The 26,378-nt window shown below is 43.4% G+C and carries 22 protein-coding genes; 11 read left to right on the top strand and 11 right to left on the bottom strand.

Going from position 1 to position 26,378, the window contains the following annotated elements; genetic code table 11:
- Positions 1–93: 93 nt before the first annotated feature.
- From Len3610_RS11440 to Len3610_RS11410, 7 genes are all read right to left on the bottom strand, one after another.
- Entirely contained in the window at positions 94–2,022 is a 1,929-nt protein-coding gene (locus Len3610_RS11440) for a glucose PTS transporter subunit IIA (protein ID WP_176448062.1), read from the bottom strand.
- On the bottom strand, positions 2,015–2,935 hold the full coding sequence (gene murQ, locus Len3610_RS11435; protein ID WP_176448061.1) for an N-acetylmuramic acid 6-phosphate etherase: 921 nt from the start codon (positions 2,933–2,935) through the stop codon (positions 2,015–2,017). The genes Len3610_RS11440 and murQ overlap by 8 nt, the downstream gene beginning before the upstream one ends.
- Positions 2,901–3,809, bottom strand: a complete 909-nt coding sequence (locus Len3610_RS11430; RefSeq protein WP_255259576.1) for a MurR/RpiR family transcriptional regulator — start codon at positions 3,807–3,809, stop codon at positions 2,901–2,903. Before Len3610_RS11430 ends, murQ begins: the two co-directional genes overlap by 35 nt.
- A gap of 327 nt (positions 3,810–4,136) precedes the next feature.
- A complete protein-coding gene (locus Len3610_RS11425) occupies positions 4,137–5,036 on the bottom strand; it encodes an ABC transporter substrate-binding protein (protein ID WP_176448060.1) in 900 nt (299 codons plus the stop codon).
- A gap of 45 nt (positions 5,037–5,081) precedes the next feature.
- Positions 5,082–5,825, bottom strand: coding sequence for an ABC transporter permease (locus Len3610_RS11420; protein WP_176448059.1), 744 nt, complete (start codon positions 5,823–5,825; stop codon positions 5,082–5,084).
- Positions 5,818–6,813 (bottom strand): ABC transporter ATP-binding protein, encoded by a 996-nt coding sequence (locus Len3610_RS11415; RefSeq protein ID WP_176448058.1) that lies wholly within the window; start codon positions 6,811–6,813, stop codon positions 5,818–5,820. Before Len3610_RS11415 ends, Len3610_RS11420 begins: the two co-directional genes overlap by 8 nt.
- Positions 6,814–6,830: 17 nt before the next feature.
- Positions 6,831–7,478 carry an ABC transporter permease gene (locus Len3610_RS11410; RefSeq protein WP_176449640.1) on the bottom strand — a complete coding sequence of 216 codons (648 nt, stop codon included), beginning with the start codon at positions 7,476–7,478 and terminating at the stop codon, positions 6,831–6,833.
- Positions 7,479–7,828: 350 nt separating this feature from the next.
- On the opposite strand from Len3610_RS11410, the gene asnB reads away from it, so the two are divergent.
- Both asnB and Len3610_RS11400 read left to right on the top strand, forming a co-directional pair.
- On the top strand, positions 7,829–9,337 hold the full coding sequence (gene asnB / locus Len3610_RS11405; protein ID WP_176448057.1) for an asparagine synthase B: 1,509 nt from the start codon (positions 7,829–7,831) through the stop codon (positions 9,335–9,337).
- Between the two features lie 197 nt (positions 9,338–9,534).
- Complete coding sequence (locus Len3610_RS11400) at positions 9,535–10,488, top strand: hydroxyacid dehydrogenase (RefSeq protein ID WP_176448056.1); 954 nt, start codon at positions 9,535–9,537, stop codon at positions 10,486–10,488.
- A 30-nt stretch (positions 10,489–10,518) separates the two neighbouring features.
- Here Len3610_RS11400 and Len3610_RS11395 read toward each other — a convergent pair whose 3' ends face one another.
- Positions 10,519–11,385, bottom strand: coding sequence for an SDR family oxidoreductase (locus tag Len3610_RS11395; protein WP_176448055.1), 867 nt, complete (start codon positions 11,383–11,385; stop codon positions 10,519–10,521).
- Positions 11,386–11,590: 205 nt separating this feature from the next.
- Between Len3610_RS11395 and Len3610_RS11390 the strand changes: the two genes are divergently transcribed.
- Together Len3610_RS11390 and Len3610_RS11385 are read left to right on the top strand one after the other, a co-directional pair.
- Positions 11,591–12,517 (top strand): LCP family glycopolymer transferase, encoded by a 927-nt coding sequence (locus Len3610_RS11390; protein ID WP_176448054.1) that lies wholly within the window; start codon positions 11,591–11,593, stop codon positions 12,515–12,517.
- 180 nt (positions 12,518–12,697) lie between these two features.
- Positions 12,698–13,120 (top strand): hypothetical protein, encoded by a 423-nt coding sequence (locus tag Len3610_RS11385; protein WP_176448053.1) that lies wholly within the window; start codon positions 12,698–12,700, stop codon positions 13,118–13,120.
- Positions 13,121–13,469: 349 nt separating this feature from the next.
- On the opposite strand, the gene Len3610_RS11380 is transcribed toward Len3610_RS11385, so the two are convergent.
- From Len3610_RS11380 to Len3610_RS11370, 3 genes are all read right to left on the bottom strand, one after another.
- On the bottom strand, positions 13,470–13,673 hold the full coding sequence (locus Len3610_RS11380) for a hypothetical protein (protein WP_176448052.1): 204 nt from the start codon (positions 13,671–13,673) through the stop codon (positions 13,470–13,472).
- An 89-nt stretch (positions 13,674–13,762) separates the two neighbouring features.
- Complete coding sequence (locus Len3610_RS11375) at positions 13,763–14,548, bottom strand: ABC transporter ATP-binding protein (RefSeq protein ID WP_176448051.1); 786 nt, start codon at positions 14,546–14,548, stop codon at positions 13,763–13,765.
- Between the two features lie 25 nt (positions 14,549–14,573).
- Positions 14,574–15,749 carry a pyridoxal phosphate-dependent aminotransferase gene (locus tag Len3610_RS11370; protein WP_176448050.1) on the bottom strand — a complete coding sequence of 392 codons (1,176 nt, stop codon included), beginning with the start codon at positions 15,747–15,749 and terminating at the stop codon, positions 14,574–14,576.
- 413 nt (positions 15,750–16,162) lie between these two features.
- Here Len3610_RS11370 and Len3610_RS11365 point away from each other — a divergent pair, with 413 nt between their 5' ends.
- The 7 genes from Len3610_RS11365 (at position 16,163) to Len3610_RS11335 (ending at position 26,368) form a co-directional block, all read left to right on the top strand.
- Positions 16,163–18,442, top strand: a complete 2,280-nt coding sequence (locus tag Len3610_RS11365; RefSeq protein WP_176448049.1) for a TOTE conflict system archaeo-eukaryotic primase domain-containing protein — start codon at positions 16,163–16,165, stop codon at positions 18,440–18,442.
- Positions 18,443–18,710: 268 nt separating this feature from the next.
- Positions 18,711–19,346, top strand: coding sequence for a hypothetical protein (locus tag Len3610_RS11360; protein WP_176448048.1), 636 nt, complete (start codon positions 18,711–18,713; stop codon positions 19,344–19,346).
- Positions 19,327–20,247, top strand: a complete 921-nt coding sequence (locus Len3610_RS11355; protein ID WP_176448047.1) for a nucleotidyl transferase AbiEii/AbiGii toxin family protein — start codon at positions 19,327–19,329, stop codon at positions 20,245–20,247. Before Len3610_RS11360 ends, Len3610_RS11355 begins: the two co-directional genes overlap by 20 nt.
- Before the next feature lie 200 nt (positions 20,248–20,447).
- Positions 20,448–22,097 (top strand): M20/M25/M40 family metallo-hydrolase, encoded by a 1,650-nt coding sequence (locus tag Len3610_RS11350; RefSeq protein WP_176448046.1) that lies wholly within the window; start codon positions 20,448–20,450, stop codon positions 22,095–22,097.
- A gap of 685 nt (positions 22,098–22,782) precedes the next feature.
- Positions 22,783–23,532, top strand: coding sequence for a DeoR/GlpR family DNA-binding transcription regulator (locus Len3610_RS11345; protein WP_176448045.1), 750 nt, complete (start codon positions 22,783–22,785; stop codon positions 23,530–23,532).
- On the top strand, positions 23,529–24,467 hold the full coding sequence (gene pfkB / locus Len3610_RS11340; protein ID WP_176448044.1) for a 1-phosphofructokinase: 939 nt from the start codon (positions 23,529–23,531) through the stop codon (positions 24,465–24,467). Before Len3610_RS11345 ends, pfkB begins: the two co-directional genes overlap by 4 nt.
- Positions 24,464–26,368 carry a PTS fructose transporter subunit IIABC gene (locus Len3610_RS11335; protein ID WP_176448043.1) on the top strand — a complete coding sequence of 635 codons (1,905 nt, stop codon included), beginning with the start codon at positions 24,464–24,466 and terminating at the stop codon, positions 26,366–26,368. Before pfkB ends, Len3610_RS11335 begins: the two co-directional genes overlap by 4 nt.
- Positions 26,369–26,378: the final 10 nt, after the last annotated feature.

Below are 26,378 nucleotides of genomic sequence, written 5' to 3'. Positions count from 1 at the left end.
TTGTTTATGGGAAGGAGGATGGGGTTTTTCGCTTTAAGGTCTGCAGCAATTAAAAGTCGGGAACAAGGATCGCCCTTGTTCCCGGTTTTTTGCTTATTTCACTTCCAGCAATTTGCTTCCTGCTTCAATTTGCTTCTGACTTACTGGATTAATGGTTTCATAGCTGTCGGAATTGGTGATCACAATCGGTGATGTTATATCATAGCCTTTATTGGTGATAGCATCGATATCAAAGGTACATAAAAGCTGGCCTGATTCAACTTTCTCATCTTTTGCAACGTGTAATTCAAATACGTTTTCCTTAATATCGACCGTGTCAAGGCCAATGTGCAACAGTATTTCAATACCGTTATCAGATGTTATTCCAATGGCATGGCCGGTTGGAAAAACGGTTGATACCGTGCCGCTTACAGGTGCGTATAATTTACCTTCTCTCGGATATATGGCTACCCCTTTTCCGACTGCTTCGGTAGCGAAAACTTCATCTGTCAGCTCAGTCAACGGGCGTAACTCGCCTGTTAATGGGCTGTTTATGTGCGTCTCTTCGTGAATTTGTGAGGACGCACTTGCTTCTTCTTTTGCCTGAGCTGTTTTTGTCTTAGCTGTGCTGTCACCATAAAGCTTATGGACCATTTCTTCCTTGTAGCCGAACAGATAGGTCAGAATAAATCCGCCGATATACGAAATGACAAGCCCGATAATATAGAGTAAATAGTTATTATCTGCAATAAGCGGAATCATGACAATACCTGAAGGACCGACAGTGATTGCGCCTACGCTGAACAGAGATAGGAATGCACCGCCAAATCCTGCTCCAAGACTGGCTGTAATAAACGGCCGGCCAAGTGGCAGGGTAACACCATAAATGAGCGGTTCGCCTATCCCGAGAAATCCAACGGGGGTAACGCTTGCGACTGTATTTTTGAGCCGTTTATTCTTTGTTTTAATATAAATGGCGATCATAGCACCGACTTGTCCACCGCCTGCCATGGCAAGAATAGGGAGCAGTGTGGTTGAACCAAACTGATCAATGAGTTCCAGGTGTACCGGAATCAATCCCTGATGCATTCCCACGGTTACAAGTGGAAGGAATGTGGCCGAGAGAATGAATCCGCCAATGACACCACCTGCTTCAAGCATGACATCAACGAGGAACCACGTAATACCATCCATCAGCACACCTGCGATTGGCTGGATAACGACAATGGTGGCCAGTGATCCGACCATGACGGTGATTAGTGGTGTGAGAATGAGATCCAGGCTATCGTGTACACGTTTGCGGATAAATTTTTCAATTCGTGTGAAAAGATAGGCAGCGACAATAACACCAAGCAAACCACCGAGACCAGAGCTGATGTTCAAGTTCAATCCAAATAGACTTAAGGTTCCAATATCACCTAAGACAGGTGCGTAAATCAGTAAGCCTGCGATGCCGCCAAGCACCATGGTCCCGCCGAATTCTCTGGCTGTATTTATACCGACAAATACGCCAAGCGAACCAAACAGCAGATTACCGATTGCTTCAAGCAGCATGTACCAGTCTGATTCGAGTACAGCCGGGTTAATCATTTCTGCATCGGCCAGGTTCAGGATCAGGTTTGCAATTCCCAGCATTAACCCTGATGCTACAAGGCCTGGGACAATTGGAACAAATATATTACCGATATGTCTGAATAATTGCTGAAAGATTGATGTTTGCTTTGCTTTATAGGATGCTTTTGTATCGCCAGCGACATCAAATTCACTGTCTTCATCTGCGTCTTCAACATCGACATCAATTGACGTTTTCTCGTGTATTTCGTTTGCAACTTTTGTCACTTTGCCTGGGCCCAGAACGATTTGAATGGTTCCCTGATCAATGACACTCAGGATCTCATCTATTTCTTTAATAGCTTCCAGGTCCACATTGTTGCGTGATTTCAAATCGATACGAAGTCTTGTAATACAATTGGTGAGATTGGTAATATTATTTTCACCGCCAAGATGCTTCACAATCGCTTGCGAGAGTTCCTGGTTATTCATTAGATTCACCTTCCTTGTTTGCCAGTTTGAGAGCGTCGCGTACAAATCCATTAGCCTGCTCCAGATGTTGCGTTGCTTGTTTATAATTGCATTGCATTTTGATCATAATAATCGCTGCTTTTGGGTTATGATGTGATTTTTCCAAATAGGTTGCAGCTGTATCATGATCAACTTGTGCAGCAAGTGAAATAATATTTTTAGCCCGTTCAATAAGTTTTTGATTTGTTGGCCGTACATCCACCATGAGATTTTGATAGACTTTGCCGATGCCAATCATGGAACTTGTTGAAATCATGTTCAATACGAGTTTTTGCGCCGTTCCTGCTTTTAATCGGGTTGATCCTGTTAAAATTTCAGGCCCGACTTCAACTTCGATGGGGGTGTTTGCGTAACTGCTGGATTTGGCATTTTTGTTGCAGCTGACGGCAACAGTGTGTGCACCGGCCTTGTTGCTGTATTGCAAGCCGCCGATGACATACGGGGTGCGCCCGCTGGCAGCCAGTCCGATGACTGTATCGTTTTCATTTACATTTACGTCTTTCAAGTCAGCTTCAGCCTGTTTAGGATCATCTTCAGCACCTTCAACAGCCTCCATAATGGCTGTCTGACCGCCGGCTATGAGGCTTTGAACTTGTTCCGGATCTGTTCCAAATGTCGGCGGGCACTCCGCAGCATCCAAGATTCCCAAACGGCCGCTTGTCCCGGCTCCCATATAAATCAGCCTGCCGCCCTTGGTAAATGAGTCAATCACTGCTGAAACAGCTTTTTCGATATGCTCTATCTCTTTATTGACGGCGTCTGGAACAGTTTTATCTTCCTGGTTCATCACCTGTAAAATGTCATGAGTATTCATTTCATCCAAATGCATGGTTTTTTCATTACGTTTTTCTGTGGTTGTCGTTGTTTCGAGCACGCTTTGTTTCCTCCCTCTTGCTTTTTCGTATGATGTCGTAAGTTTGGTTTAAATGGGTTAAGGAACTATCGTAATCCTCGTATGCACATGCCGTATAAAGCATGTCGATTACATTTAATGAAGCAATTCTTGATGACATGGCAGCGCTCCGGAACTCATCTTCCTGGGCGGCAACAAATAATACAGCATCCGCTGTGTCACTTAACTCTGAATCAGCATATTTCGTAATGGCTATCACTTTGGCACCTTTGGACTGTGCAATTTTGACACAATCAATCACTTGCTGAGTTTCCCCCGAGTAGGAAATGGCCACTGCCACATCATCCTCATTCAGGTTAACGGCTGACACTTTTTGCATATGAAAATCATTGTAAGTCGTACAGGCTTTATTAATGCGCATGAACTTTTGGACGGCATCATGCGCTATCAAAAGACTGGAACCAACACCGTAAAAGTCTATTTTATTGGCATTGATCAATAGCTGATAGGCTGCCTTGAATTGATCTTTTTGCACTAATTGTAATGAACTGTACAATGACTGAATGTTCGTATTCGTAATGACCGACATGATTTTATCGAATGAGTCATCGGGTGATAAGGTTTCTTGCTCAAGGTCATGCAGGTTAATCACTGCCAGATCGCCTGATAATTTTAACTTAAACTCTTTAAAGCCTTTGTAGCCAAGTCTGTGGCAATAGCGCATGATCGCGGAAGGACTGGAATAACTGGCGTCTGCAAGCTGATTGATGGTCATGGTTACGACATTTTTCGGATGTTTTAAAATATATTCCGCAACGGCACCTTCCGATGGTTTCACGTCATTTAGCGATTCCCTTATCTTATAAAGAATTCCTTCCAGTATGAACACCTCCATCCAACTGGCGTTAGCGCTTTCATGTTTATCGTATATATTGTGGCATAAAAAATCAATTTTGTGACGAATTTTGGTATAAAGTTTCAGATTTTGAAATTTGGAGTTTAGGGATATGAAGACAGTGGCAGTGGTTAGCGAAAGAAAGGCGCCCGGGGTGATTCAGAGTTTAAAGGAAGACGGTGAGGTTAAAACGTAGTGGGTAATCAAAGGCTAAAGTGTCTGCTTTCCGATACCAGAGACGATGCGTTGCACGAAAAAACCGCACATACGGAACCGTATGTGCGGCGATGCAAGAGGAGGGGGAGTTAGTCACTCTCTTCTATTCAATTATTCCTCAATCAAATCATTCTCAACCAAAAACTCCCGGGCAACTTCATCAACACTTCTTTCTTCGATGTCCACTTCATAGTTCATGGCACGCATGGTTTCACTGGTGAGCAGGTCATCAAGTGGTGCAAAGATTTCCTCGATTTCCGGATATTCTTCATAAGTTTCCGTTGTCATGGCGGCTGCTGCGTTGTAGGATGGGAAGAATGTTTGGTCATCTTCCAGGTTAACAAATCCAAAAGCATCAATCCGTCCGTCTGTTGCAAACCCGACAGCAACATCCACTTCTTCATCGCGGAGGGCGTTATAGGTCAATCCGGTTTCCATTTCATTGACGTTTGCATCCGGGAATTCAAAGCCATAAGCTTCTTCAACACCCGGCAGACCATCCGGACGGTTGTAGAATTCCGCATTTGTTGCGATGGAAAGGTCATCAGGATTCTCATTGACATGGTCTGCCAGATCACTAATGCTCGTGATGCCAAGTTCATTGGCATGGTCTTCGCGCATCATTAATGTATACGTGTTATCGACGTCGTTCAAATTGGTCCAGACGATATCATTTTCGGACTGGTCAATTTCATTTAACGTTTCGTACGCTTCCTGCGGGTCAGTCATGGGGTCTTCATCAAGATACGTGACCAGTCCTGTACCAACATAGTCCCATGTCAGGTCAACCTGCTGATTTTCCAGTGCCTGTCGGAGAGCTGTACTTCCGAGGTCAGTCGTTTCTTCGACGTCAAATCCTTCTTCTTCCAATAGAATAGTAGAAATCTTAGCGAATAAATATTGTTCTGTGAAACTTTTTGAACCAATGGTAATCTGTTTATCCCCACCGCCGCAAGCGCTCAGGACGAGTGTGAATATGATTGTCATAATGAATAAACTGATTTTTTTCATGAAAATTATTTCCTCCTTGTAAGTCTTATCCGAGTGTGAGTCTCATTAACTGACTGCTTGTCTGGCCAGGCGCAGCCCTTTTGGCACGAGAATTAATTGCATGCCCCTGAACAGATAATCGACTGCAATCGCAAGCATGGAAACCGGAACAGCACCTGAGATTAAATAGGCGTTGTCAAACAGTTCGATCCCCGAAAAAATCCATACACCGAAGCCACCACCGCCAATCAGATAGGCAAGGGCTGCGGTTCCGATGTTCATGACGAGAGCGGTTCGAACGCCGGCGATAATTGAATAAGCTGCATTCGGGAGCTCAATTCGCCATAAAATTTGCATATTAGTAAGCCCCATACCACGTGCAGCATCTTTTGTATCCTCATCCACTGAGTTAATGCCGGCAATGGTGTTTTGCAGAACGGGTAAAACTGAGTAAGCGAACAGGGCAACGAGCGCGGCTTCCATACCAATGCCAATGAAGCCCATTGCTAAAGCGAGAATGGCCAGGCTCGGGATGGTTTGTCCCAGGTTGGCCAGATTGACGGCAAAAAATTCTGCTTTCTGAAATTGTGGACGCGTCAGGAAAATACCAGCTGGAATAGCCGTGAAAATCGCGAGTGAACCTGATATTAATACGAGAAGCATATGTTCACCAAGCAAATTAAAAAATGTGCCGGTGTTTTCAAAGATTGGCTGAAACATTCCGTTTGTGAAAGCCCAGCTGAAGAAGATGATTAAACCAGCCCAAAATAGAACTTTGACAATCAGACTTATGCGTTTATTCCTATTCATGTTGTAATGCCACTCCATCGGCGTTTTCTCCAACTTTCGCCTGGAGGAATTTTTCGACGTGCTCAAGTGTCAGACTGCCTTTTCTGTTTCCGTTCCCATCCTCAATGACAAGTTGATCTGCCTCCTGGTTCAAGAGCATGGACAGGATGATTCGAAGGGAAGTGTCTTCTTGAACGGCTTTGATATGAGCTGATTTATCATATGGGCTTAGTCCGACTTCATTGTCAAGATCTTTCACTGAATAAAGACTGGTACTCTTTAGCACACGATCCTGACCGACGAATTTGGATACGAACTCGTTTTTTGGATGGTTCAGGATTTCTTCCGGACGGTTATATTGCATGATTTCGCCGTCACGGAGGAGTGCGATTTTGTCTCCCATTTTCACGGCTTCATCGATATCGTGGCTGACAAATAGGATGGTTTTTTTCACTTCTTTTTGTATCTGAAGAAACTCTTCCTGCAGGCGGTTGCGGATAATTGGGTCAAGCGCACCGAACGGTTCATCCATCAGCATGACAGGAGGATCTGCTGCCAGTGCGCGTGCGACACCAATTCGCTGCTGCTGCCCGCCTGACAACTCATGCGGATACCGTTTACGGAATTCATCTGGATGGAGTCCGATCAATTCCATCAGATGATTAAAGCGGTCCTGTCGTTTTTTGCGATCCCAGCCTAATAAGTCCGGGACAATCATGACATTCTTTTCAATGGTCATATTCGGAAAGAGTCCATTGCTTTGAATGACATAGCCGATTTTCCTGCGCATTTCAATCTTATTCAGTTCTTTCACGCTTTGATTATTGAGGATAATTTCACCCTCCGTAATTTCTTCCAACTGGTTGACCATGCGGAGCAACGTTGTTTTACCGCAGCCTGAAGGGCCAACCAGTATAACAAATTCACCGTCCTCAACGTTGAAGCTAACGTTGTCGACAGCCTTGACGCTGCCATTATATACTTTTGAAACGTCATTAAACTGTATCATCTTTTCACCAACTTTTTCTAAATCCCTTTAGGAGTAAATTTTTTCTGTATATATTTCAGAAGTAAATCGGCGATAATTGCTAAAATTGAAACCACGACTGCGCCGACGAGCACCATTGTGTTATTGGATCTGGAAATGCCCTGGTTAATCAGTGAACCGAGACCGCCTGCTCCGATGTACGCAGCGATAGCACCAATTCCGATATTCAAGACCGTAGCGGTACGGACGCCGGCCATGATAAGCGGCATCGCATTAGGAATTTCCACTTTCCACAGCCTTTGAAATGTTGTCATGCCTATTCCCTTTGCAGCATCCCGAATATTGGGATCCACGTCTTTAATTCCAGTATACGTATTTCGGATAATGGGTAATTGGGAATAGAGAACGAGTGCTATTAAAGCGGGCAGGAACCCGATACCCTGGCCAACGATGGATAGGATTGGGATCATGATACCAAACAAAGCGATACTTGGAATGGTCATGATTATAGATGTAATTTGCAGGACAGTACCGGCCAATTCCTCATTGGTCGTTAAGTAGATGCCGAGTGGAACACCAATGAGAATCGAAATGATGATGGCAAGTCCCACCAGTTGAATATGTTCAAACGTGTAGTCAAGAATTTGCTCAGAGTTAACAGAAAAATAGTTTAAAAAGTCGTTAATTGCTAACACCTCCAATACTTAATCGTTGCTGTTATGCTCTAGGGTGGGATGGGTGGAAATGGGTCAACTATTTAATCTTATCAATATGACATTGAGGTTACAAAAAGGTGTTAGCGCTTTAAACCTGATTAATAATCAGATATAACGCGATAGATTGAGATAAACCCGAAAATTTTCCCTATTTTGAACGGTCATTAACAATAATAGATAAATATAACGTATTTTGTCTGAAATCTATGAATTAATTGATTTTATGTCATATTTCGCCTATACTGTATAAATGTTTCTCATGAGGGCGTGGTACCTTTTGGGGGACGTTCACAATAATCTACTAGAGGTGACCCATTGTAATGAGTGGACTATTTGCCATGACAGGACGGGTAGACGATACGAAAATAAAGGATATATTGGAATCGATGCATCACCGGGGACCGGATGAAGGAGACGCTGTATTATTGGATAAGTTCCATCTGGCTCATCGGCGCCTGTCAATTGTAGGTGTGAGACAAGGAAAACAGCCCATCGCCAATGCTGATAACACGAAATGGATTGTGGCGGATGGGGAAGTTTATAATTACCTGGACTTGAAAAAACAGCTTTCGGATACGACGGAATTTCTGACTGAATCTGACAGTGAAATACCGCTGAAACTCTATGAACAGGAAGGCCCGTCAGCTGTCAAACAGTTGGATGGTATGTTCGCCTTTGTCATTGTGGATACGGAAAATAATACATTCATGGCAGCCAGGGATACGCTTGGAAGTAAGCCGCTGTATTATGGTAAAGATGATGAAGGGAACATGATTTTTGCATCTGAATTGAAGACGCTCGATATGGTAACTAAAGATATTCATGAGTTTCCATCCGGGCATTATTATACACCTGAGGAAGGATTTGTCATGTACCGGCAGATCCAGCAGCCTAAAAGCGGGGAAATCTTTTCGGAAAATGAATTGCCGCAGATGATGGAAGGTATTCGTCAACATCTTGAAGGGGCTGTTAAGAAGCAGCTGATGGCGGAAGTTGAAGTGGGTGTTCTGCTCAGTGGCGGTTTGGACAGCAGCTTGATTGCTTTGCTGGCTCGGGAAAACAGAAAGCGAAACGAGCCATTGAAATCATTTTGTGTCGGCAGTTCGGACAGTGAAGATGTGAAGCGTGCGCGTCAAGTGGCCGAGGAGATTGGCAGTGAACATCATGAGTATATATTTGACGAACAGGCATTGATCGATCACTTGCCTGAAGTCATCTATTATCTGGAGTCTTATGATTCATCACTTGTCCGCAGTGCCATACCAAGCTATTTCGTCTCCCGGCTTGCGGCTGAACACGGTGTAAAAGTTATTCTTTCTGGGGAAGGTGCTGATGAACTGTTCTCGGGTTATGAGTACCTCAAAGGGATAACGAATACGGAAAAATTGAATCAGGAATTGGTCCGGATTATCAATACCATGCATAATATCAACCTGCAGCGGGGCGACCGCATGAGCATGGCCCATTCGGTTGAGCTCCGGGTGCCGTTTCTTGATATGGCATTCATCGAGTACGCATTGAAAATTCCGGCTGAATTGAAATTGAATGACGACCAAATCGAGAAATGGATTTTGAGAAAAGCTTATGACGGCCGGCTTTCCGATAATATTATTTGGCGTGATAAGGCGGAGTTTTCCGAGGGAAGCGGGGCACTGGACATATTGGATAAGTATGCGGAAGGTGAGTTCAGTGATGCCGAGCTTGCTAAGGCTAATGAGGCGAATAAGTGGGTTCGCTCTAAACAGGAACTGCTGTATTACAACATTTTCAAAACGTACTTCCCGTACCGCTCCGTGCTCGCTACTGTCGGACACTGGGCAACGGTTTAGGGGGACACAGGGTCGGTTCCATTGTCCCAATTGGAAGTGGGACGTGGGGTCTGACCCTTCGTCCCGCTTACATACTCTCCTCTTATTTGCATATATTCAGATAAGAAACACCTGTAATAATTGCAAAACTGTTTATATTGTGGAAAAATCAGAAATAGATAGATAGGTAAGTTGACCATTAACGGGGAGGGAAAGCCATGAAGATTCTTGTAACTGAGTTAATGTGGGAAGACGGTATTGAAGAACTTCGGAAACTCGGTCATTCGGTTGATTATGATATGGAATTGAGCCGGAAACGAAGTGAGCTGCTTAAATTAGCTCCAGTGTATGATGCGCTTATTGTCCGAAATGAAACGCGGGTCGATCCCGAATTGCTTGATGCAGCCAAAAATGTTAAAGTCATTGGCCGGCTTGGCGTTGGCCTCGACAATATTAATCTGGAAGCGGCAAAAGAACGGAATATGCCGGTCATCGCTGCTAAAAATGCCAATGCGACATCTGTTGCTGAATACGTGATGGCAGCGATGATGGATGCTTATCGTCCTTTGGCGGAGGCTGATACCGATGTCCGCCAGGGGAATTGGGACCGTAAGTTTTTTACCGGTTTTGAGTTGAATAAGCGAACGCTCGGCCTCATTGGAATGGGTGAAATCGCACACCGTGTTGCAAGAAGGGCAAAAGCTTTCGGAATGGAAGTGATTGGCTATGACCCATTTGTTGCACCGTTCGACCATATACTGGCAGAAACCGGCGTACGCCCGGCAGAAACGCTTGACGAACTACTTCAGGCATCGGATTTTGTGTCAGTGCATGTGCCGCTCACCAAAGCGACTAAACATATGATCAATCGTGAAAAATTTCCATTGATGAAACCGCATGCTTACGTGATCAATTCGGCCAGGGGCGGGATTGTTCATGAACAGGACCTGGTTGAAGCGATTCAGTCGAAAACGATTGCCGGCGCATACCTTGACGTGCTTGAAAAGGAACCGGTTGAGCCGGATTCACCGCTGGCTCAAATCGAATCCATCAGGCTTTCCCCGCACATTGCCGGTCTGACCGACGAATCGCAGTCCCGCACAGCCATGCTCGTCGCCCAAGAAGTTGACAAGGTGCTGAACGGCGGGAAATCACTTTGTGCCGTCGTGTGATGGGACACGGGGTCAGACCCCGTGTCCCATTCATGACGATGTCCATGAGCCGCCGTTGATGTGGATGGCTTGTCCGGTCATATAAGATGACTCGTCCGCTGCGAGCATGACATAGGGCCAGGCGTGTTCAGACGGCTGTCCGGGTCGTTCCATTAAACTGTCCTGCCCGAATGTTTCAACACCGTCCTTATTAAAGGAAGATGGAATCAGTGGTGTCCATACCGGCCCGGGTGCAACAGTATTGGCTCTGATCCCTTTTTTTGCCAGACTTTGGGCAATGCTCCGTGTGAACGCAGTGACGGCGCCTTTAGTCGCGGAATAATCCATGAAAATCGGGTTGCCGCGATACGCATTGATGGACGATGTGCTGATGATGGCATCACCTTTCTGCATATGGCGAACCGCTGCTTTTGTGGTATAAAAATGGGAAAAGAAATTGGTCCGGAAAACTTCCTCAAACTCCTCGGAGGAAATGTCCAACAAATCTTCACGCACATATTGGATGGCTGCGTTATTCACCAATATATTCAGCTTCCCGAATGCTTCCACCGTCTTTTCCACGATATCGATGCAATGTTGTTCATCTTTAATATCACCCGGCAACAGCAGACATTGTGCCCCCTCTGATTCGACCATCTTCTTCGTTTCCTCTGCATCACCATGTTCATCCAAATAGGAAATCGCCACGTTTGCGCCTTCTTTGGCGTATAATATGGATACGGCACGTCCGATCCCACTGTCGCCACCGGTTATAAGCGCGCTTTTTCCGTTCAATTTTCCCGTGCCCTGATAATTTGTCGGCTGGCCGGGAAGCGGGTTCATTTCTGACTCAATGCCAGGTTGTTTGAGCTGCTTTTGTCGTGGGGTACTTCCTTTTTGCATATCTCTCGGGTCCATAAATAAAAAGCCTCCTTTATCATGTCATCTTTAATAAGAAGCATAACCGTTTTGGGATATAAAAAAACATAACCTGGGACATGGGGGCTGACTCCATGTCCCAAAAAATCATACTTACAAAATCAATGATAATGTGAGATAATGTGACAAAATACTGCGAAACTATGATAAAGACCAAATAGAATATTTATCGGGGGATGAGAATGTGAAAGAAACAAGAGCAGGCGGGAAAAAACCAAAACGCTGGCTGAAAATATCAGCAGTCATTATTTTTGTGCTGATAGCAGGTGTTGGAATTTATGCTTATTCCATCTATGGCAATGCCCGGGACACTGTAAATGAAAAGATGCATGAACCCGTTGATTCGATTGATCGTGATATGACAACGAAAAAAGTGGAGGCTTCTGAACCGTTGAATGTGCTTTTACTTGGTGTGGATGAGCGTGAACATGACAGCGGGCGTTCGGATGCATTAATGGTGTTGTCATTGAATCCGAAAGATGACGCGATGCAGCTTGTCAGTATTCCGCGTGATACACGAACAACCATTGTCGGAAGAGGCATCGAGGATAAAATTAATCATGCGTATGCATTCGGCGGGAGTGATATGTCTGTTGCGACGGTCGAAAATTTTCTGGACATCGATCTGGACTATTACGTGCGCATGAATATGCAAGGGCTTAAAGAACTGGTTGACAGGCTTGGCACCATCACAGTCGATAATGAAATTGCCTGGAATGGCGGTGCGTATGATTTTAACGTTGGTCCTGTCGAGATGGACGGCGATAAAACGATGGCGTATGTCCGCATGCGCAAGCAGGACCCGAGTGGTGACTTCGGCCGTACCGATCGTCAGCGCAAAGTTATCGAGGGCATTATTGATCGCGGTGCTTCCGTTGGGTCTGTGACAAAAATCAATGATTACATCGATGTCCTTGGCAGCAATATGGCGACGAATATGGATTTTGATGATATGAAGAATCTTTTTAATGGTTACCGTAACACGCGGGAAAATATCGTCAGCTACCAGATGCAAGGAAGTGGCACGAATATTGACGGCATTTATTATCTCATGGTGCCTGACGAAGAGATTCAGAAAGTGCATGGGATGATCAGTAAAGAAACGTCATAGGGCAGGATTGGGTTGGATCCTGTCCGCAGATGTTAGCATAAAGAGCGTATGTCACATCGTCCGTGACATGCGCTTTTTTAATGGCTAATCGGTGATTTAAAATCATTCATCAGTTTAGCACCATTTAACAAGGGAATAAAAGATAAAGAGCAGTCTTATCATCGAAGTGAGTGGATTACCATGAAGCGGCTATGGAAATTGAATTTGATTGGTACTGTTGCCGGTATAACCCTTATGGCTTTGTTGAAAGTTATGCAGATGTTGACCGGCAGTCAGGCTTATGTCCTGCTGTTCAACACAGGCTATATTCCTGTGCTGCCTGATTGGGGCCCGGAGGATTTCGGCGGTATAGCTTTTCATTTTGTTTTTTGCATTGTCAGTGTCATCGCGCTGTTTTATATACTTAAAATGTTTCATCTGCAGCATTCCATTTCAATGTATCTATTGATTTATACGGCAGGCAGCGCCATTTTATATTCATTGACGGGATTGGCGGACCGGCCTCCTGCACTAAACGATTTTGCCGCATGGACTTACTGGACGATGACACATGCCGTGTATGGACTTGTTGTTGGCTGGGTCATTAAGTACTGGATGGCATGATTTTGGATGCAGTTCAGATGCAGCTTCGTTTATCCCGGTTTAAACGGCTGTAAAAATTCCGCAGTGCGGCGGGCAGTACGCCACCGCCATAGGGCAGGGAAGTCCTCCTAATGGCTGCTTTAAGAACGCGTAGAAAAATGATCTACAGCGATTTTCGCTCGAACTACAGCGATTTCATTCAAATCTACAGCGATTAGAGATCAAACTACAGCGATTCTGACATGATCTACAGCGCACCGCTGTAATCTACAGCGATTCCGGCTCAATCTACAGCGGTTTTTTCAAATAATTTTCAAACAAAACGAAAAGGCTGGAACAAAATAGTTTTGTTCCAGCCTCAATTGCTGGTCTATTTCCGGTCTTTTAAATTGCTTTTATGCTTCCGTTCACTTTTGGAACTCCCCTTAGAAGTGAATTTGTCTCTTTCGCCCCTCATTTCTTCTTTTAACTCTTCATCCGGAGGCTCGTCCATAAATTTTTTCTGCTCTTCAAATTCATCTAATTTTTTCTTATTCTGCTTATTCGTTGAGGATTGATGTTCTTTCTTTGGCATTTTTATCACCCCGTACAAATGCTTTACCTGTGTTTTTCCTGGTTTGAACGTTCATAAACATCAGAGCGAACCAGCGCTTTGTCACTGCTTTAATCCTGTAATGATACCCACGGACGCTGGTTATGCCATTCAACGTTTACCTGCATGCCGAAGAACTGTGACAGGTTATCGGGTGTCAGTACATCGTGGCTGGGGCCTTTTGCAAAAATCCTTCCATCCTGGAGCAGCAGTGTACAGGAAAATTCAGGCAGCACTTCTTCAATATGATGGGTGACAAAAATAATTGTCGGCGCATTCTCCTCTTTTACAAGCTGCTGGATGGCGGACAGTAATTCTTCACGTGCAATGAAATCCAGACCGCTTGTCGATTCGTCGAGCAGCAATAGATCCGGTGACGCCATCAGACCTCTGGCAATGAGCAGTTTTTGCCTTTCTCCCTGTGAACATGTCTGGTAGGTCCGCCCGGCCAAATGACTGCACCGCATCTGGTCCATAATCCGGAATGCTTTTTCATAATCCGCCTCGCCCGGTTCCTCGAATGCCAGCCCAATCGATGCATATTTTCCACTGACGACTATATCTTCAGCCCGTTCAGATTCCTTGATTCGCTCCTGGAGGGACGAGCTTACCCAGCCGATGGATTTGCGGAGTTCGCGGATATCGACTTTTCCAAACGGCTGGTCCAAAATACGTACGTGACCGTTTGTTGGCCACGAATAACCGGTGATGATATTTAACAATGAAGTTTTTCCGGAGCCGTTTAATCCTAAAATGGCCCAGTGCTGATTCTTTTCGACATGCCAATTTATATCAGATAAAATATTTGCCTGTTGTCTTCTCCAGGAAACTTCCTGAAGCTCAATGACGTTTGTCAATCATATCTCCCCCTAAGCTGATCTTTTAAAATATCCCCAGTCTGCCGATTCTCGCTGCTGCGTCTTCAAGTCGTTCAGCCGATTCGAGCAATCCGACACGTACGAAACCTTCTCCATATTCGCCAAAACCTTTTCCCGGTGCAACGACAACATGTGCCTTTTCCAATAAAAGGTCAGCAAACGCTTCGGATGTATATCCAGTTGGAACAGGAAGCCATGCGAAAAATGTTCCTTCCGGGGTGTCAACGTCCCAGCCGATATCCCGGATTGCGCGAATGAACCTGTCACGGCGCTCTGTATATGTAGACACAAGCTGCTGGACGGGCGTTTGATCGCTGTTTAAAGCCTTAGCTGCTGCACTCTGAACAGCGCCAAACAAACTGACATACATGTGATCCTGGATGAGGTTTAAGCTTTCGATGACTGATGGATTCCCCACGGCAAACGCGACCCGCCAGCCGGCCATGTTATACGTTTTGGATAATGTGTAGATCTCGATGCCAATATCCTTTGCTCCTTCAGACTGGAGGAAGCTTTGTGGTTTCTTGCCATCAAAACCCAATGCACCGTATGCAAAATCCTGCACGACACATATGTGATAGTTTTTGGCCAGTCTGACTGTTTCATCGTAAAACGTTTTTGGAGCCGTGGCTGCTGTCGGGTTGTTCGGGTAATTTAAAAACATCAATTTTGCCTGATTGAGTGTTTCTTCAGAAATCATGCTATAGTCCGGCAAAAAATTGTTTTCCCGCTGCAGTGGCATGAAAGTTGGCTGTGCATCTGCCATTGCAATACCTGACATATAATCCGGGTAGCCAGGGTCCGGCAAAAGGGCTGTGTCATTAGGATTTAAAAGGCACTGACTCAGCTCAACCAGCCCTGCTTTCGCCCCAAACAAAACAGCGACTTCCTGCTCCGGATCGACGGTTACATCAAATTCCCGTTTATAAAAATCAGCCGCGGCCTGTTTAAAATACTTGAATCCCCGGAAAGGTGAATATTTATGGTTAATCGGTTTTTCAGCCGCTTCCTGTAATTCTTTAATAATATGATAAGGCGTCGGCAAATCAGGGTTGCCCTGTCCGAGATTGATCACATCATGCCCCTTGTTTTTGACTTCCTGCGTCTTTGCCACAAGCTTGGCAAAAAACTGCTCAGGCAAGCGTTTCAGCATATCCGACTGCTCAAAATTCCTGGTCATGTACCCACTCCCCCAAACGATTTCAATTGTTTAAAATGATAGCTTTGATTGGGAGGTTTGTAAAGGGGGAGGAAGAATAGTTTGGTGCTGTTTCGGCCAAAAAGTTGCCTCGTTGTTATGTCTGATATGATGTATGTGACACCCCTTGCGCAATTGGTTATAATTAAAATAGATATATTGAAGACGAACAACCTTGGCAGAAGAAGTATCCAAATGATAAAAACTTTAATACTCAAAGTACTGAATAAATTGACGGGATGAGCTGATGTGCAAAGTATATAACGTTCGTCACTACCCGTAATATTCATTGCAGTAAATATATTGGATCACATGAATACAATGATTTTATTATGACCTTTCAGCTTAGGAATTTTTTATAAAATCAGTATATTGGTTAAAAGAGGGCTGCGATAATGGGCTATAATACAGAGGATCAATTACAACAAGCGCTTAAGGAAATAGAACGGTTAAGAAAAGAAAACACCGAATTAAGGCAAACTTTGCAATATTATCAGATTCAAGTACCGGCAGACAGTGCGGGAAGCAAAAGTAAAACAGAAAAATTAAACGAAAGAATCCATCTTTTCAGAAGTCTTTTTAGAGGCAGGGACGATGTTTTTGCTTACCGCTGGGAGATGAGTAATGAAAAAACGGGTTATTCACCAGCTCGAAAGAATAATCAATTCCTCCCTGTATCAAACCAGGTTATATATGATCACCTCACAGGTGAAAAAACTATAGGTGTTTATCCTGTTTTATGTGATAATTCCTGCTGGTTTTTGGTCGTTGATTTTGACAAAAAGAACTGGAAGAAGGATATGCATCACTTTGTGCAAACATGTAAAACGTTTGGTTTACCGGCTTATACGGAAGTGTCCCGGTCAGGAAATGGCTGTCACGTCTGGATCTTTTTTCAAGAGTCAATTAAAGCACAGGAAGCTCGAAAACTTGGACAAATTCTTCTGAATAAAACCAAGGAAACAAACGGACAAAAAACATTAGAGTCTTATGACCGAATGTTTCCGAATCAGGATACAGTACCTGATGGAAAGTTAGGCAATTTGGTCGCTTTACCGCTGCAGGCAGGACCACGGAAACAGGGGAATAGCGTTTTTGTAGATGAACAATTACAACCTTACCCGAATCAATGGGCATATTTGTCACAAGTGAAACGGGTTCAAAAACAAGATGTCGTTTCGATTGTTGCCCAAAATCAAGAATTATTTGTTGTCAAGGAGAAACTTGGTTATGGTTACGATGAAAAGATGCCGGAAGAAATAGATGTACATACCAGGGACGGTATTTATATTCCGAAAAAGGATTTACCTCAGAAATTAATTCAGGAAATAGCCCGGCTTGCGACGTTCTATAATCCGGAATTTTATAAAGCAGAAAAGAAGCGGTTGTCTACGAAAAGGATTCCACGAATCATTGACTGCTCTGATGAAACGGACAGCTATTTAATATTGCCGCGAGGGTGTATGTACGATCTTAAACAATTATTAGATCAAAAATCAATTAAAATGAACTTAAATGATAAGGCGAATTATGGTGAGACTGTAGATGTTGAATTCAATGGAACGCTATCGATTCAGCAGGAAGATGCCGTGCAAAAGTTGGTCAAAAATCATACAGGCATTTTGTCTGCAGCAACGGGTTTCGGGAAGACAGTTGTTGCAGCGTCCCTTATTGCTAAACGGAAGGTAAATACTTTAGTCATTGTCCATCGAAAACACTTAATGGATCAATGGTATGAGCGTCTGAACGTGTTTTTGAATATGGATGCGGAAATGATAGGAAGAATCGGAGGCGGCAAAAACACAGCAAAGGGTAACGTGGATATTGCGACGATTCAGAGTTTGAAAAGTGGCGGCTATGTGAAAGACATCGTCAAACAATATGGACAGATTATAGTTGATGAATGTCACCATATATCTGCGGTCAGTTTTGAAAAGGTGCTAAAAGTCCCAGAAGCAGCTTATGTTTATGGACTAACTGCGACACCAAAGCGAAAAGACGGTCATGATCCGATTATCAGGATGCAGCTTGGACCAATCAGATATAAGATAAGTGCCAAAGAACTGGCCAAAGTACGGCCGATGAAACATATTCTGATACCAAGATATACCTCATATAAAAGTACAAAACAAGAAATACAGCCAATCTATTCAGAGATTGTAAGGGATAAGAAACGAAATGAAATGATTTTTAATGATGTGTTGAATGAGTTGGAAGATGGAGCAGCACCGATTGTTTTGACAGAGAGGATTGAGCATGTTCAAGAGTTTGAATCCGTGTTCAGCGGATTTGTCAAAAAGTTGATTGTATTGACCGGAGAATTGAATAAAAAAGAAGAACGGGAACGGTTGAATAAACTGGCGAAATTACCTGATGATGCTGAAAGGTTGATTATTGCAACAGGAAAATATATCGGTGAAGGGTTCGATAACAAACTTCTGGATACGATGTTTCTGACGATGCCTGTTTCCTGGGAAGGGATATTGCAGCAATATGTTGGGCGAATGCATAGGCTGCATGAGAGAAAAACAGCTGTCAAAGTGTATGACTATGTGGATCACCAAGTTCCAATGTTAGCAAGAATGTTCAATAACAGAAAAAAGGGCTATAAAAGACTTGGATATGTCAACAGACAAGATTCGGGTACTATTACACAACAGATGAATCTGTTTTGAGGTAAAAGAAATCAAAACTGCTGTCTGTTTGAAAGAGGACAAAGGCAGGATTAAGACCTCTTATATCCTTTTTTCTTAACTTCACCGCCAGAGGGCATGTCAATATTGGTATCCCGTAGTTTTTTGAGACGACTTTCAGCAACGGTTCATTCAGTGTAATAATCTAATGTATAAAAATGTTCATACTGGATAAATCTAATATTATTGTGACGCATTTATACAAAAAGTGTATAAATATGTTATAATGTGAATTAAGAGGTGATATGCGATGAAATTATTCCAATACCTTTTGAATAACTATGGATACAATGAACCCATTTTTAATGATGAACTTCAAGAGGATTTAACGGTAAAAAACTCAACTTTGCGTATGAACCTGAAACGCTTAGTAGATACAGAAGAAATAAAAAGATATGCACCTGGCATTTATTATATTCCAAAGCCAAATTCTTTATTAAAAAATCAAACCTTGAGCTTTAATAAAGTATTAAAAAAGAAATATTTGTATGAAGGCATGAATCCTATTGGTTACCAGACAGGAATTGCACTTGCCAATCGATTAAATTTAACATCCCAAACAGCTGGTGTTATTGAAATTGTCACTAATAAAGAAACCAATCGGAAAAGAATAGCAAAAATTAATAACTGGGAATTAATATTAAGAAAGCCGCGAATACCTATTAAGAAAAAAAACATCAAAGTGCTTCAAGCATTAGACCTGCTAACGAATTATGAAAACCTAAGCGAAAAGAAGCTAAAAGAAGGTAGCGAAATTGTCATTAATTATCTGGATGATGTTAATCTGGATAAAAAAGAATTAGATTCCATCATTAACAGCTATCCAATGCCAACGATAATCAAGGCATATGAAAGTGGGGTATACGATGCGCTTACACGAGGATGATTCAATTTTTTCAGATGTTATAGCAGCAACATCAGAATCTTTCACTATACCTGAAGAACAGGTGGAGAAAGATTATTTTGTATCCTATTTATTGGAATATTTGGCTAAAGATGTCCCTCAAATCGTTTTTAAAGGCGGGACTTCCCTTTCAAAATGTTACGGAGTAGTTAAACGGTTTTCCGAGGACATCGATATTCATTACGCGGCCAATAAAAAGCCTAGTCAGGGAGAGAAAAGGCAACTAAAAGAGGGAATTATTCAAGCGATTGAAAATGCCCGGTTGAAACATTTAAATCCTGAAAGCATTCAGTCCAGAAGAGACCATAATAACTATGAGGTAGAATTCCCACAAATCATAGATCAAACCGATGCCGTAAAAAATCATTTATCAATTGAAACTTTTGTGCCTATAAAAGCTTTCCCGACTGAAAAGATGCAGGTTTCCAGTTATATCCTGGACTTTTTGGAAAGTGAGAATGAAACGGAAGTTATTAATACCTATCATCTTCAATCGTTCAATATTCATGTCCAAAGAATAGACAGGACGTTTATCGATAAATTGTTTGCGATTTGCGACTATTATGAGCAGCAGACATTTACTCGACATTCAAGACATCTTTATGATTTACATAAGATAATCGAATCGTTCACTTTTCATAAGGCTGGTTTCCAATTACTTTTTAAACAAGTAAGGGCCGAAAGATATAAAAGACCCAACATTAACATTTCAGCGAAACCGAATTATGATATCGCAAAAACAATTGAAACGATTTTAAACGATGATGTATATCAGGAAGATTACCAAGATATTACAAGAACTCTATTATTTGAAGATGTCTCATATGATGCTGTTAAAAGAAATTTACTCCAATTTTTAGAGCAAGGACTTATTCCAAAATAATGCAAGTTTGGTATATGATTAATTTATCCCCATATATTGAAATTTCACTTTATTATCTTCACATTTTCAAACATTTGATATTTTATAAAGCCATTTCAGGTTTATTACTCGAAAGTAACTTCATAGTATGTCCCGCTTGCTGATCATTCATCAGTCTGCTATGATATTTCCAATTATTCTAACGTGAAGGAGTGAAGTGTATGCTGATGTGCTGGGATGATGTGCTGGCTTTAACCAAACAATTAGTAAACATAAAAAGTGTTGTCAATACGGATGGTGAGAGAGATATTGCCAAATCACTGTATGCGATGATTTCATCCCTTTCTTATTTTAAATATAATCCGGAAAATGTCATGTTGTCCCAAACAACTGGTGATGAATTAGAACGGTATAATGTGCTGGCCTGTGTAAAGGGGACGAAAGGAACGAGCAATCGGACAGTAATCCTTATGGGCCATATGGACACGGTTGGGGTGAATGACTTTAATCATTTAAAAGATAACGCCTTTTATCCTGATGAATTAATGGAACGTATGAAAGAGGATGAGCTTCCCACGTCCGCTAAAGAACATTTGGATTCCGGTGACTGGCTGTTTGGCCGTGGCGTTCTTGATATGAAAAGCGGTGTTGCCAGCCATTTATATCTCTTAAACTATTATGCAGAACATCCTGAAGAGCTGGATGGCAATATTGTCTTTTTGGCCGAGTGTGATGAAGAAGATGGCTCACATGGTGTTCTGTCTGCTCTGGACATTTTAAAACGATGGAAAAGTGAACATGGATTTCATTATACGGCAGCGATCAATGCGGACTTTGTGTCACCGCATCACGCGCATGATGACAATCGTTACATTTACAAGGGAACGGTTGGAAAACTTTTGCCCACTTTTTTTATTACAGGGGGAGAATCGCATGCAGGGTCGCCATTCGACGGGTTAGATCCGAATTTTGTTGCTGCTGAACTGACAAGGCAGATCAATTATAACCCGGATCTTTCCAATGAGGCATACGGTGAATTAACCGTCCCGCCGGTTACGTTAAAACAAACGGATTTAAAACCTGTTTATACCGCTCAGACCGCCCTATCCGCTTTAGTATATTATAACTTTTTCGTCCATTCGTGGTCACCAAAAGATGTACTGGAAAAACTAAAAGAACATGCTTACATAGCTTTTGACAATGCACTTTCTTTGATGGAAAACAGATATAAACAATTTTCTCAGATGAGTGATGCCGCGTTTCAGGGTGTTCCGTGGCAGCCGCGCGTATTAACATACGAAGAAATGGATGATCTGTTAATCCGCGAAAATGGTGAAGCCTATACGTCACATATGGCGCATTTTAAACAATCACTTTTACAAAATGAGACATTGGATACACGCATGTTCGCCGTTAAAGTCGTCGAGGAAGCGTGGAAATGGATGACAGATAGAACCCCTGCGATTATCTTATTCTACTCTTCTTTATACTCACCAAGGGTTGAAATGACAGGGAAAACTCCGGATGAACAAGCATTAATGAAAGCTCTGGATCAAGCGATTGAAGATGTACAGCCAATGTATACGTACCCGATTATGACCAAAAACTTCTTTCCGCACATTTCGGATATGAGTTTTGTCGCCATAAATGATGACGCGGAAGCTATTCAAGCTGTTATCGACAACAATCCGGCATGGGGCACGAAGCATTATGTTCGTTATGAAGATGTACGCGAATTGAATGTTCCTGTTATTAATATTGGTCCTTATGGTCTGGACGCCCACCAAAGACTGGAGAGAACCGAAATGACTTATTCATTTGAAATCGTTCCTAATTTAACGCATCGGGTGATTCAGAGATTGTTGGATTGAACGATCAAACAGATTTTTCCATATCTCAAGAAAACTGCTAATCTGATTCAGATAGGCAGTTTTTTTATGGGAAATCTGTTTTTTAAAAGAATGTTGTGTTTGACGTAAAATCCATAGAATGCGACATAACTTTCGGTGTAATTGGGCGCGTCATCTACCGCTCCGGAAATACGCTCCGCTTTCCGCGGGCGGCTGAGCCTCCTCACGCTGGCGCGCTCCGGGGTCTCACCTATGCCTCTCATCCCGCAGTCTCCGCGTATTTTCTCCGCTGTTTTGTGCTTTATAATCATATTTCTTGTGTAGTCAAACCTCTTTTGTGGTTGTTGATTGGAGTGGAGGCCAGTCGACTCCTGCGGGAAAAGCACGTGTCTGAAGACCCCGCAGCGGCGGTTTTCCGCGAGGAGGCTGAAGCCGTGCCCGCGGAAAGCGACTGGCCGGAGCGGAAATCAACATAGCACTTATGTCGTAGTATGTATCAACTGTGTGAAAAGCAACAATATATATGAAAATAGCCTATGGGAAAGAAAGTGTAACATTTCGAATGACGTATTCAATACGGTAATCGACTGATTTACCCCATTTATTTCCAATCCAGCCTCTGACATCTAAAAAGCAGTGTAAACGTTTTGATGATTGTTTTCGAGTGTTTTTGGTGGTATTATAATGGTATAGGAGGGTTGATGTGATGTTAACCGAAGAACGGCATAACCTTATCTTAAAACTGTTGAAACAGGATGGTATTGTAAAATCACAGCATTTGATGGATGTTGTCGGTTGTTCTGAATCAACCGTCAGAAGGGATTTGGATCAGCTGGAGGATGCCGGGGAGCTGACCCGCATTCACGGTGGTGCCAAACGGAGCTATCAATTGGATGAGGAACTGACGGCTTCGGAAAAATCATTCAAAAACGTTCAATCAAAAGAAGCAATCGGCAAACTAGCAGCTGACCTTGTTGAGAACAACGACGTTATTTTCATTGATGCCGGCACAACAACCCTTGCCATGATAGCGTATTTACAAGATAAGCAGATTACGGTTGTGACAAACGGGATTCAACATGCTTCACGTCTTGCTGATCAGGGGATTGAGACCTTTTTGACAGGTGGAAAGATTAAGCTTTCCACAAAAGCGATTATCGGTTCCCAGAGTTTAAACGAACTGAGAAATTACCGCTTCGATAAGGCTTTTCTGGGTATGAATGGTATTGACCTATCGTTTGGCTGTACGACACCGGACCCGGAGGAAGCAGCTTTAAAGCAAATGGCCCATCAGCGGGCAGCTTCGGCTTATCTTTTAGCTGATCAAAGCAAATGGAATAAAGTGACGTTTGCAAATGTATGTGAGCTGGAGGATGTCACCATTGTCACGGACAGATTGAGTGATCTGTCACAGCATTACAGAGAAAAAACAACCATTATGGAGGCGGCAAAATGATTTATACGGTAACGCTTAATCCTTCAGTTGATTATATCGTTCAAGTCAATCGGCTGAACCTGGGCGAGTTGAATAAAATGGAAAACGAGATGAAATTCCCGGGCGGTAAGGGGATTAACGTTTCCCGTGTGCTGCATGAACTGGCTTATGATACAACGGCACTGGGCTTTCTGGGAGGTTTTACCGGTGAGTTTATAGCTGATTCACTGGATAACAAAGCCATACAGACAAACTTTACGCCGATTCAGGGTGACACACGGATTAACATTAAATTGAAGTCGAAAGAAGAAACGGAGATTAACGGCCGGGGTCCGGAAATTTTGCCGCACGAAGCAGAGAATTTATTACAGCAGCTTAAAAATGTAACCAGTCAGGATACGGTTATTTTATCCGGAAGTGCACCACCATCTCTGGAAACAGGTTTTCATCAAATAATGATTGAAAAAATTGCCGCTTCCGGTGCAGCATTTGTGATTGATACGACAGGAGAAACATTGAAATCCGCTCTGCCTTATCACCCGTTAATGGTTAAGCCGAATAAGGATGAATTGGCTGACTTTTTTGGTGTTACACTCAACAGCCAGGAAGATGTTGTATATTACGGGGAAAAATTGCTCGATCTGGGTGCCCGGCATGCAATTGTTTCCATGGCCGGTGAGGGAGCCTTGCTGTTTACGAGGGCAGGTATATATCATGGTTCGACGCCTAAAGGTCAAGTTAAAAACTCGGTCGGGGCAGGTGATTCCATGATTGCGGGTTTTACCGGTAAGTTCAGGGAAACCGGTGATGTGATGGAAGCATTTCGTATGAGCCTTGCTTCAGGAAGTGCAACTGCTTTTTCCGATGATTTAGCCGAGGCCGGGGATATTAACGCGCTATTGAAAGAAATCAACATCACCCGGATATCTCCAATAGAAGGGAAGGAGAAAACATGAACATAAATGATTTACTGCGCAAAGATATCATGATTATGAATATGCAAGCCGATAACAAGACGGCTGCCATTGATGAAATGATCCAGTCACTTGCTGCGAATAATCTGGTCAATGACGCTGACACTTTCCGGGAAGCAATTTTAAAACGTGAAGAACAGACATCAACCGGTTTAGGTGATGGGATTGCCATGCCGCATGCCAAGACAGATGCGGTCAATGAGGCGACGGTGTTGTTTGCCAAAAGTGAAAGCGGACTGGATTACGAGGCACTGGACGGACAGCCAACGTATCTATTTTTCATGATTGCTGTCCCGGATGGCGCGAATGATACCCATTTGCAAACATTGGCAGCGTTATCGCGCATGCTGATCAACCAGGATTTTGTGGCTCAATTAAAAGAGACCTCGACACCTGAAGAAGTGCAACGTCTTTTCCATCAGGAAGAGGGGGACAAGGGGTCAGACCCTTTGTCCCACTTTTCGGAAACGCCTGAATCAGCCGAAGAGAAAGCAGCTGATGATGAGCAGGCAGAAGAACGGCCTTTTGTTGTTGCCGTGACGGCTTGTCCCACAGGCATAGCCCATACGTATATGGCTGAAGATGCCTTGAAAAAGCAGGCTGCTGTGATGGGCGTTGATATCCGGGTGGAAACAAATGGCTCGGACGGTGCCTCGAATGAGTTGACGAAAGCAGAAATCGACCGGGCAGCAGGGGTCATCATTGCGGCTGATAAAAATGTGCCGATGTCCCGCTTTAATCGGAAACCAGTGCTGGAAAGACCGGTCAGTGACGGGATTAACAATGCGGAAGAACTGATCACGAAAGCAATGAATCGTGATGCAGCGATTTATCAGGCAGATGAAGCGACTGAAGCGGATGATGAGGCAGAGGCGTCAACATCGGTCTGGCGGAAAATTTATAAAGATTTGATGAACGGCGTTTCCCATATGCTGCCGTTCGTCGTCGGTGGCGGTATTTTGATGGCTGTATCGTTCCTGGTGGAAGGTATTGCCGGCGATGATAGTGAGCTGTTTACATTTTTCAATACAATTGGAAGTAATGCGTTTAACTTTCTGATTCCGATTCTGGCCGGTTATATTGCCATGAGTATCGCTGATCGTCCCGGTTTGATGCCAGGTCTTGTCGGCGGTTTTATGGCAGTCCAAAGCAATGCAGGCTTTCTCGGTGGATTGGTTGCCGGGTTTTTAGCAGGTTATCTTGTGCTGCTGGTGAAAAGATGGTTTCGCGGCTTACCGAAGTCACTTGATGGCCTGAAGTCAGTGCTGCTTTATCCGGTAACAGGTTTATTCTTGATCGGATTGTTCATGTATTTCCTCATTGGCCCGGTTTTTTCAACGATTAATACCGGAATGATCAGCTTTTTGGAAAATCTCGGAACAGGCAATGCTGTTTTGATTGGTGCGTTGCTTGGCGGGATGATGGCCATTGATATGGGTGGTCCATTTAATAAAGCAGCTTATACGTTCTCGATTGGTATTTTTACGGATACCGGTGATGGCAGTTTGATGGCAGCTGTTATGGTGGGTGGTATGATTCCGCCGATTGCGATTGCGCTGGCGACAACCTTCTTTAAAAATAAATTTACGGAAGAGGAGCGCAAATCAGGTGTGACGAACTATGTCATGGGGCTTTCGTTCATTACAGAAGGTGCGATTCCATTTGCAGCGGCTGATCCGGTCCGGGTTATCGGTTCATCCGTTGCAGGCGCTGTGATTGGCGGCGGTCTGACCCAATTGTGGGCAAGCAGCATACCAGCTCCGCACGGCGGCATCTTTGTCATACCGTTAGCCGATAATGCGCTATTCTTCCTTGTAGCGCTATTGATCGGATCAATTATTGCAGGCCTTATCCTCGGTCTGTGGAAGAAACCAATTCAATGAGTGGGGGACA

Origin of the sequence: Lentibacillus sp. CBA3610 (genome assembly GCF_013373365.1) — a bacterium.
In the GTDB taxonomy this organism is placed as follows: Bacteria; Bacillota; Bacilli; order Bacillales; family Amphibacillaceae; genus Lentibacillus.
The sequence above is the reverse complement of the archived record's forward strand: the minus strand, read 5'-3'. Positions and strand labels throughout refer to the sequence as shown.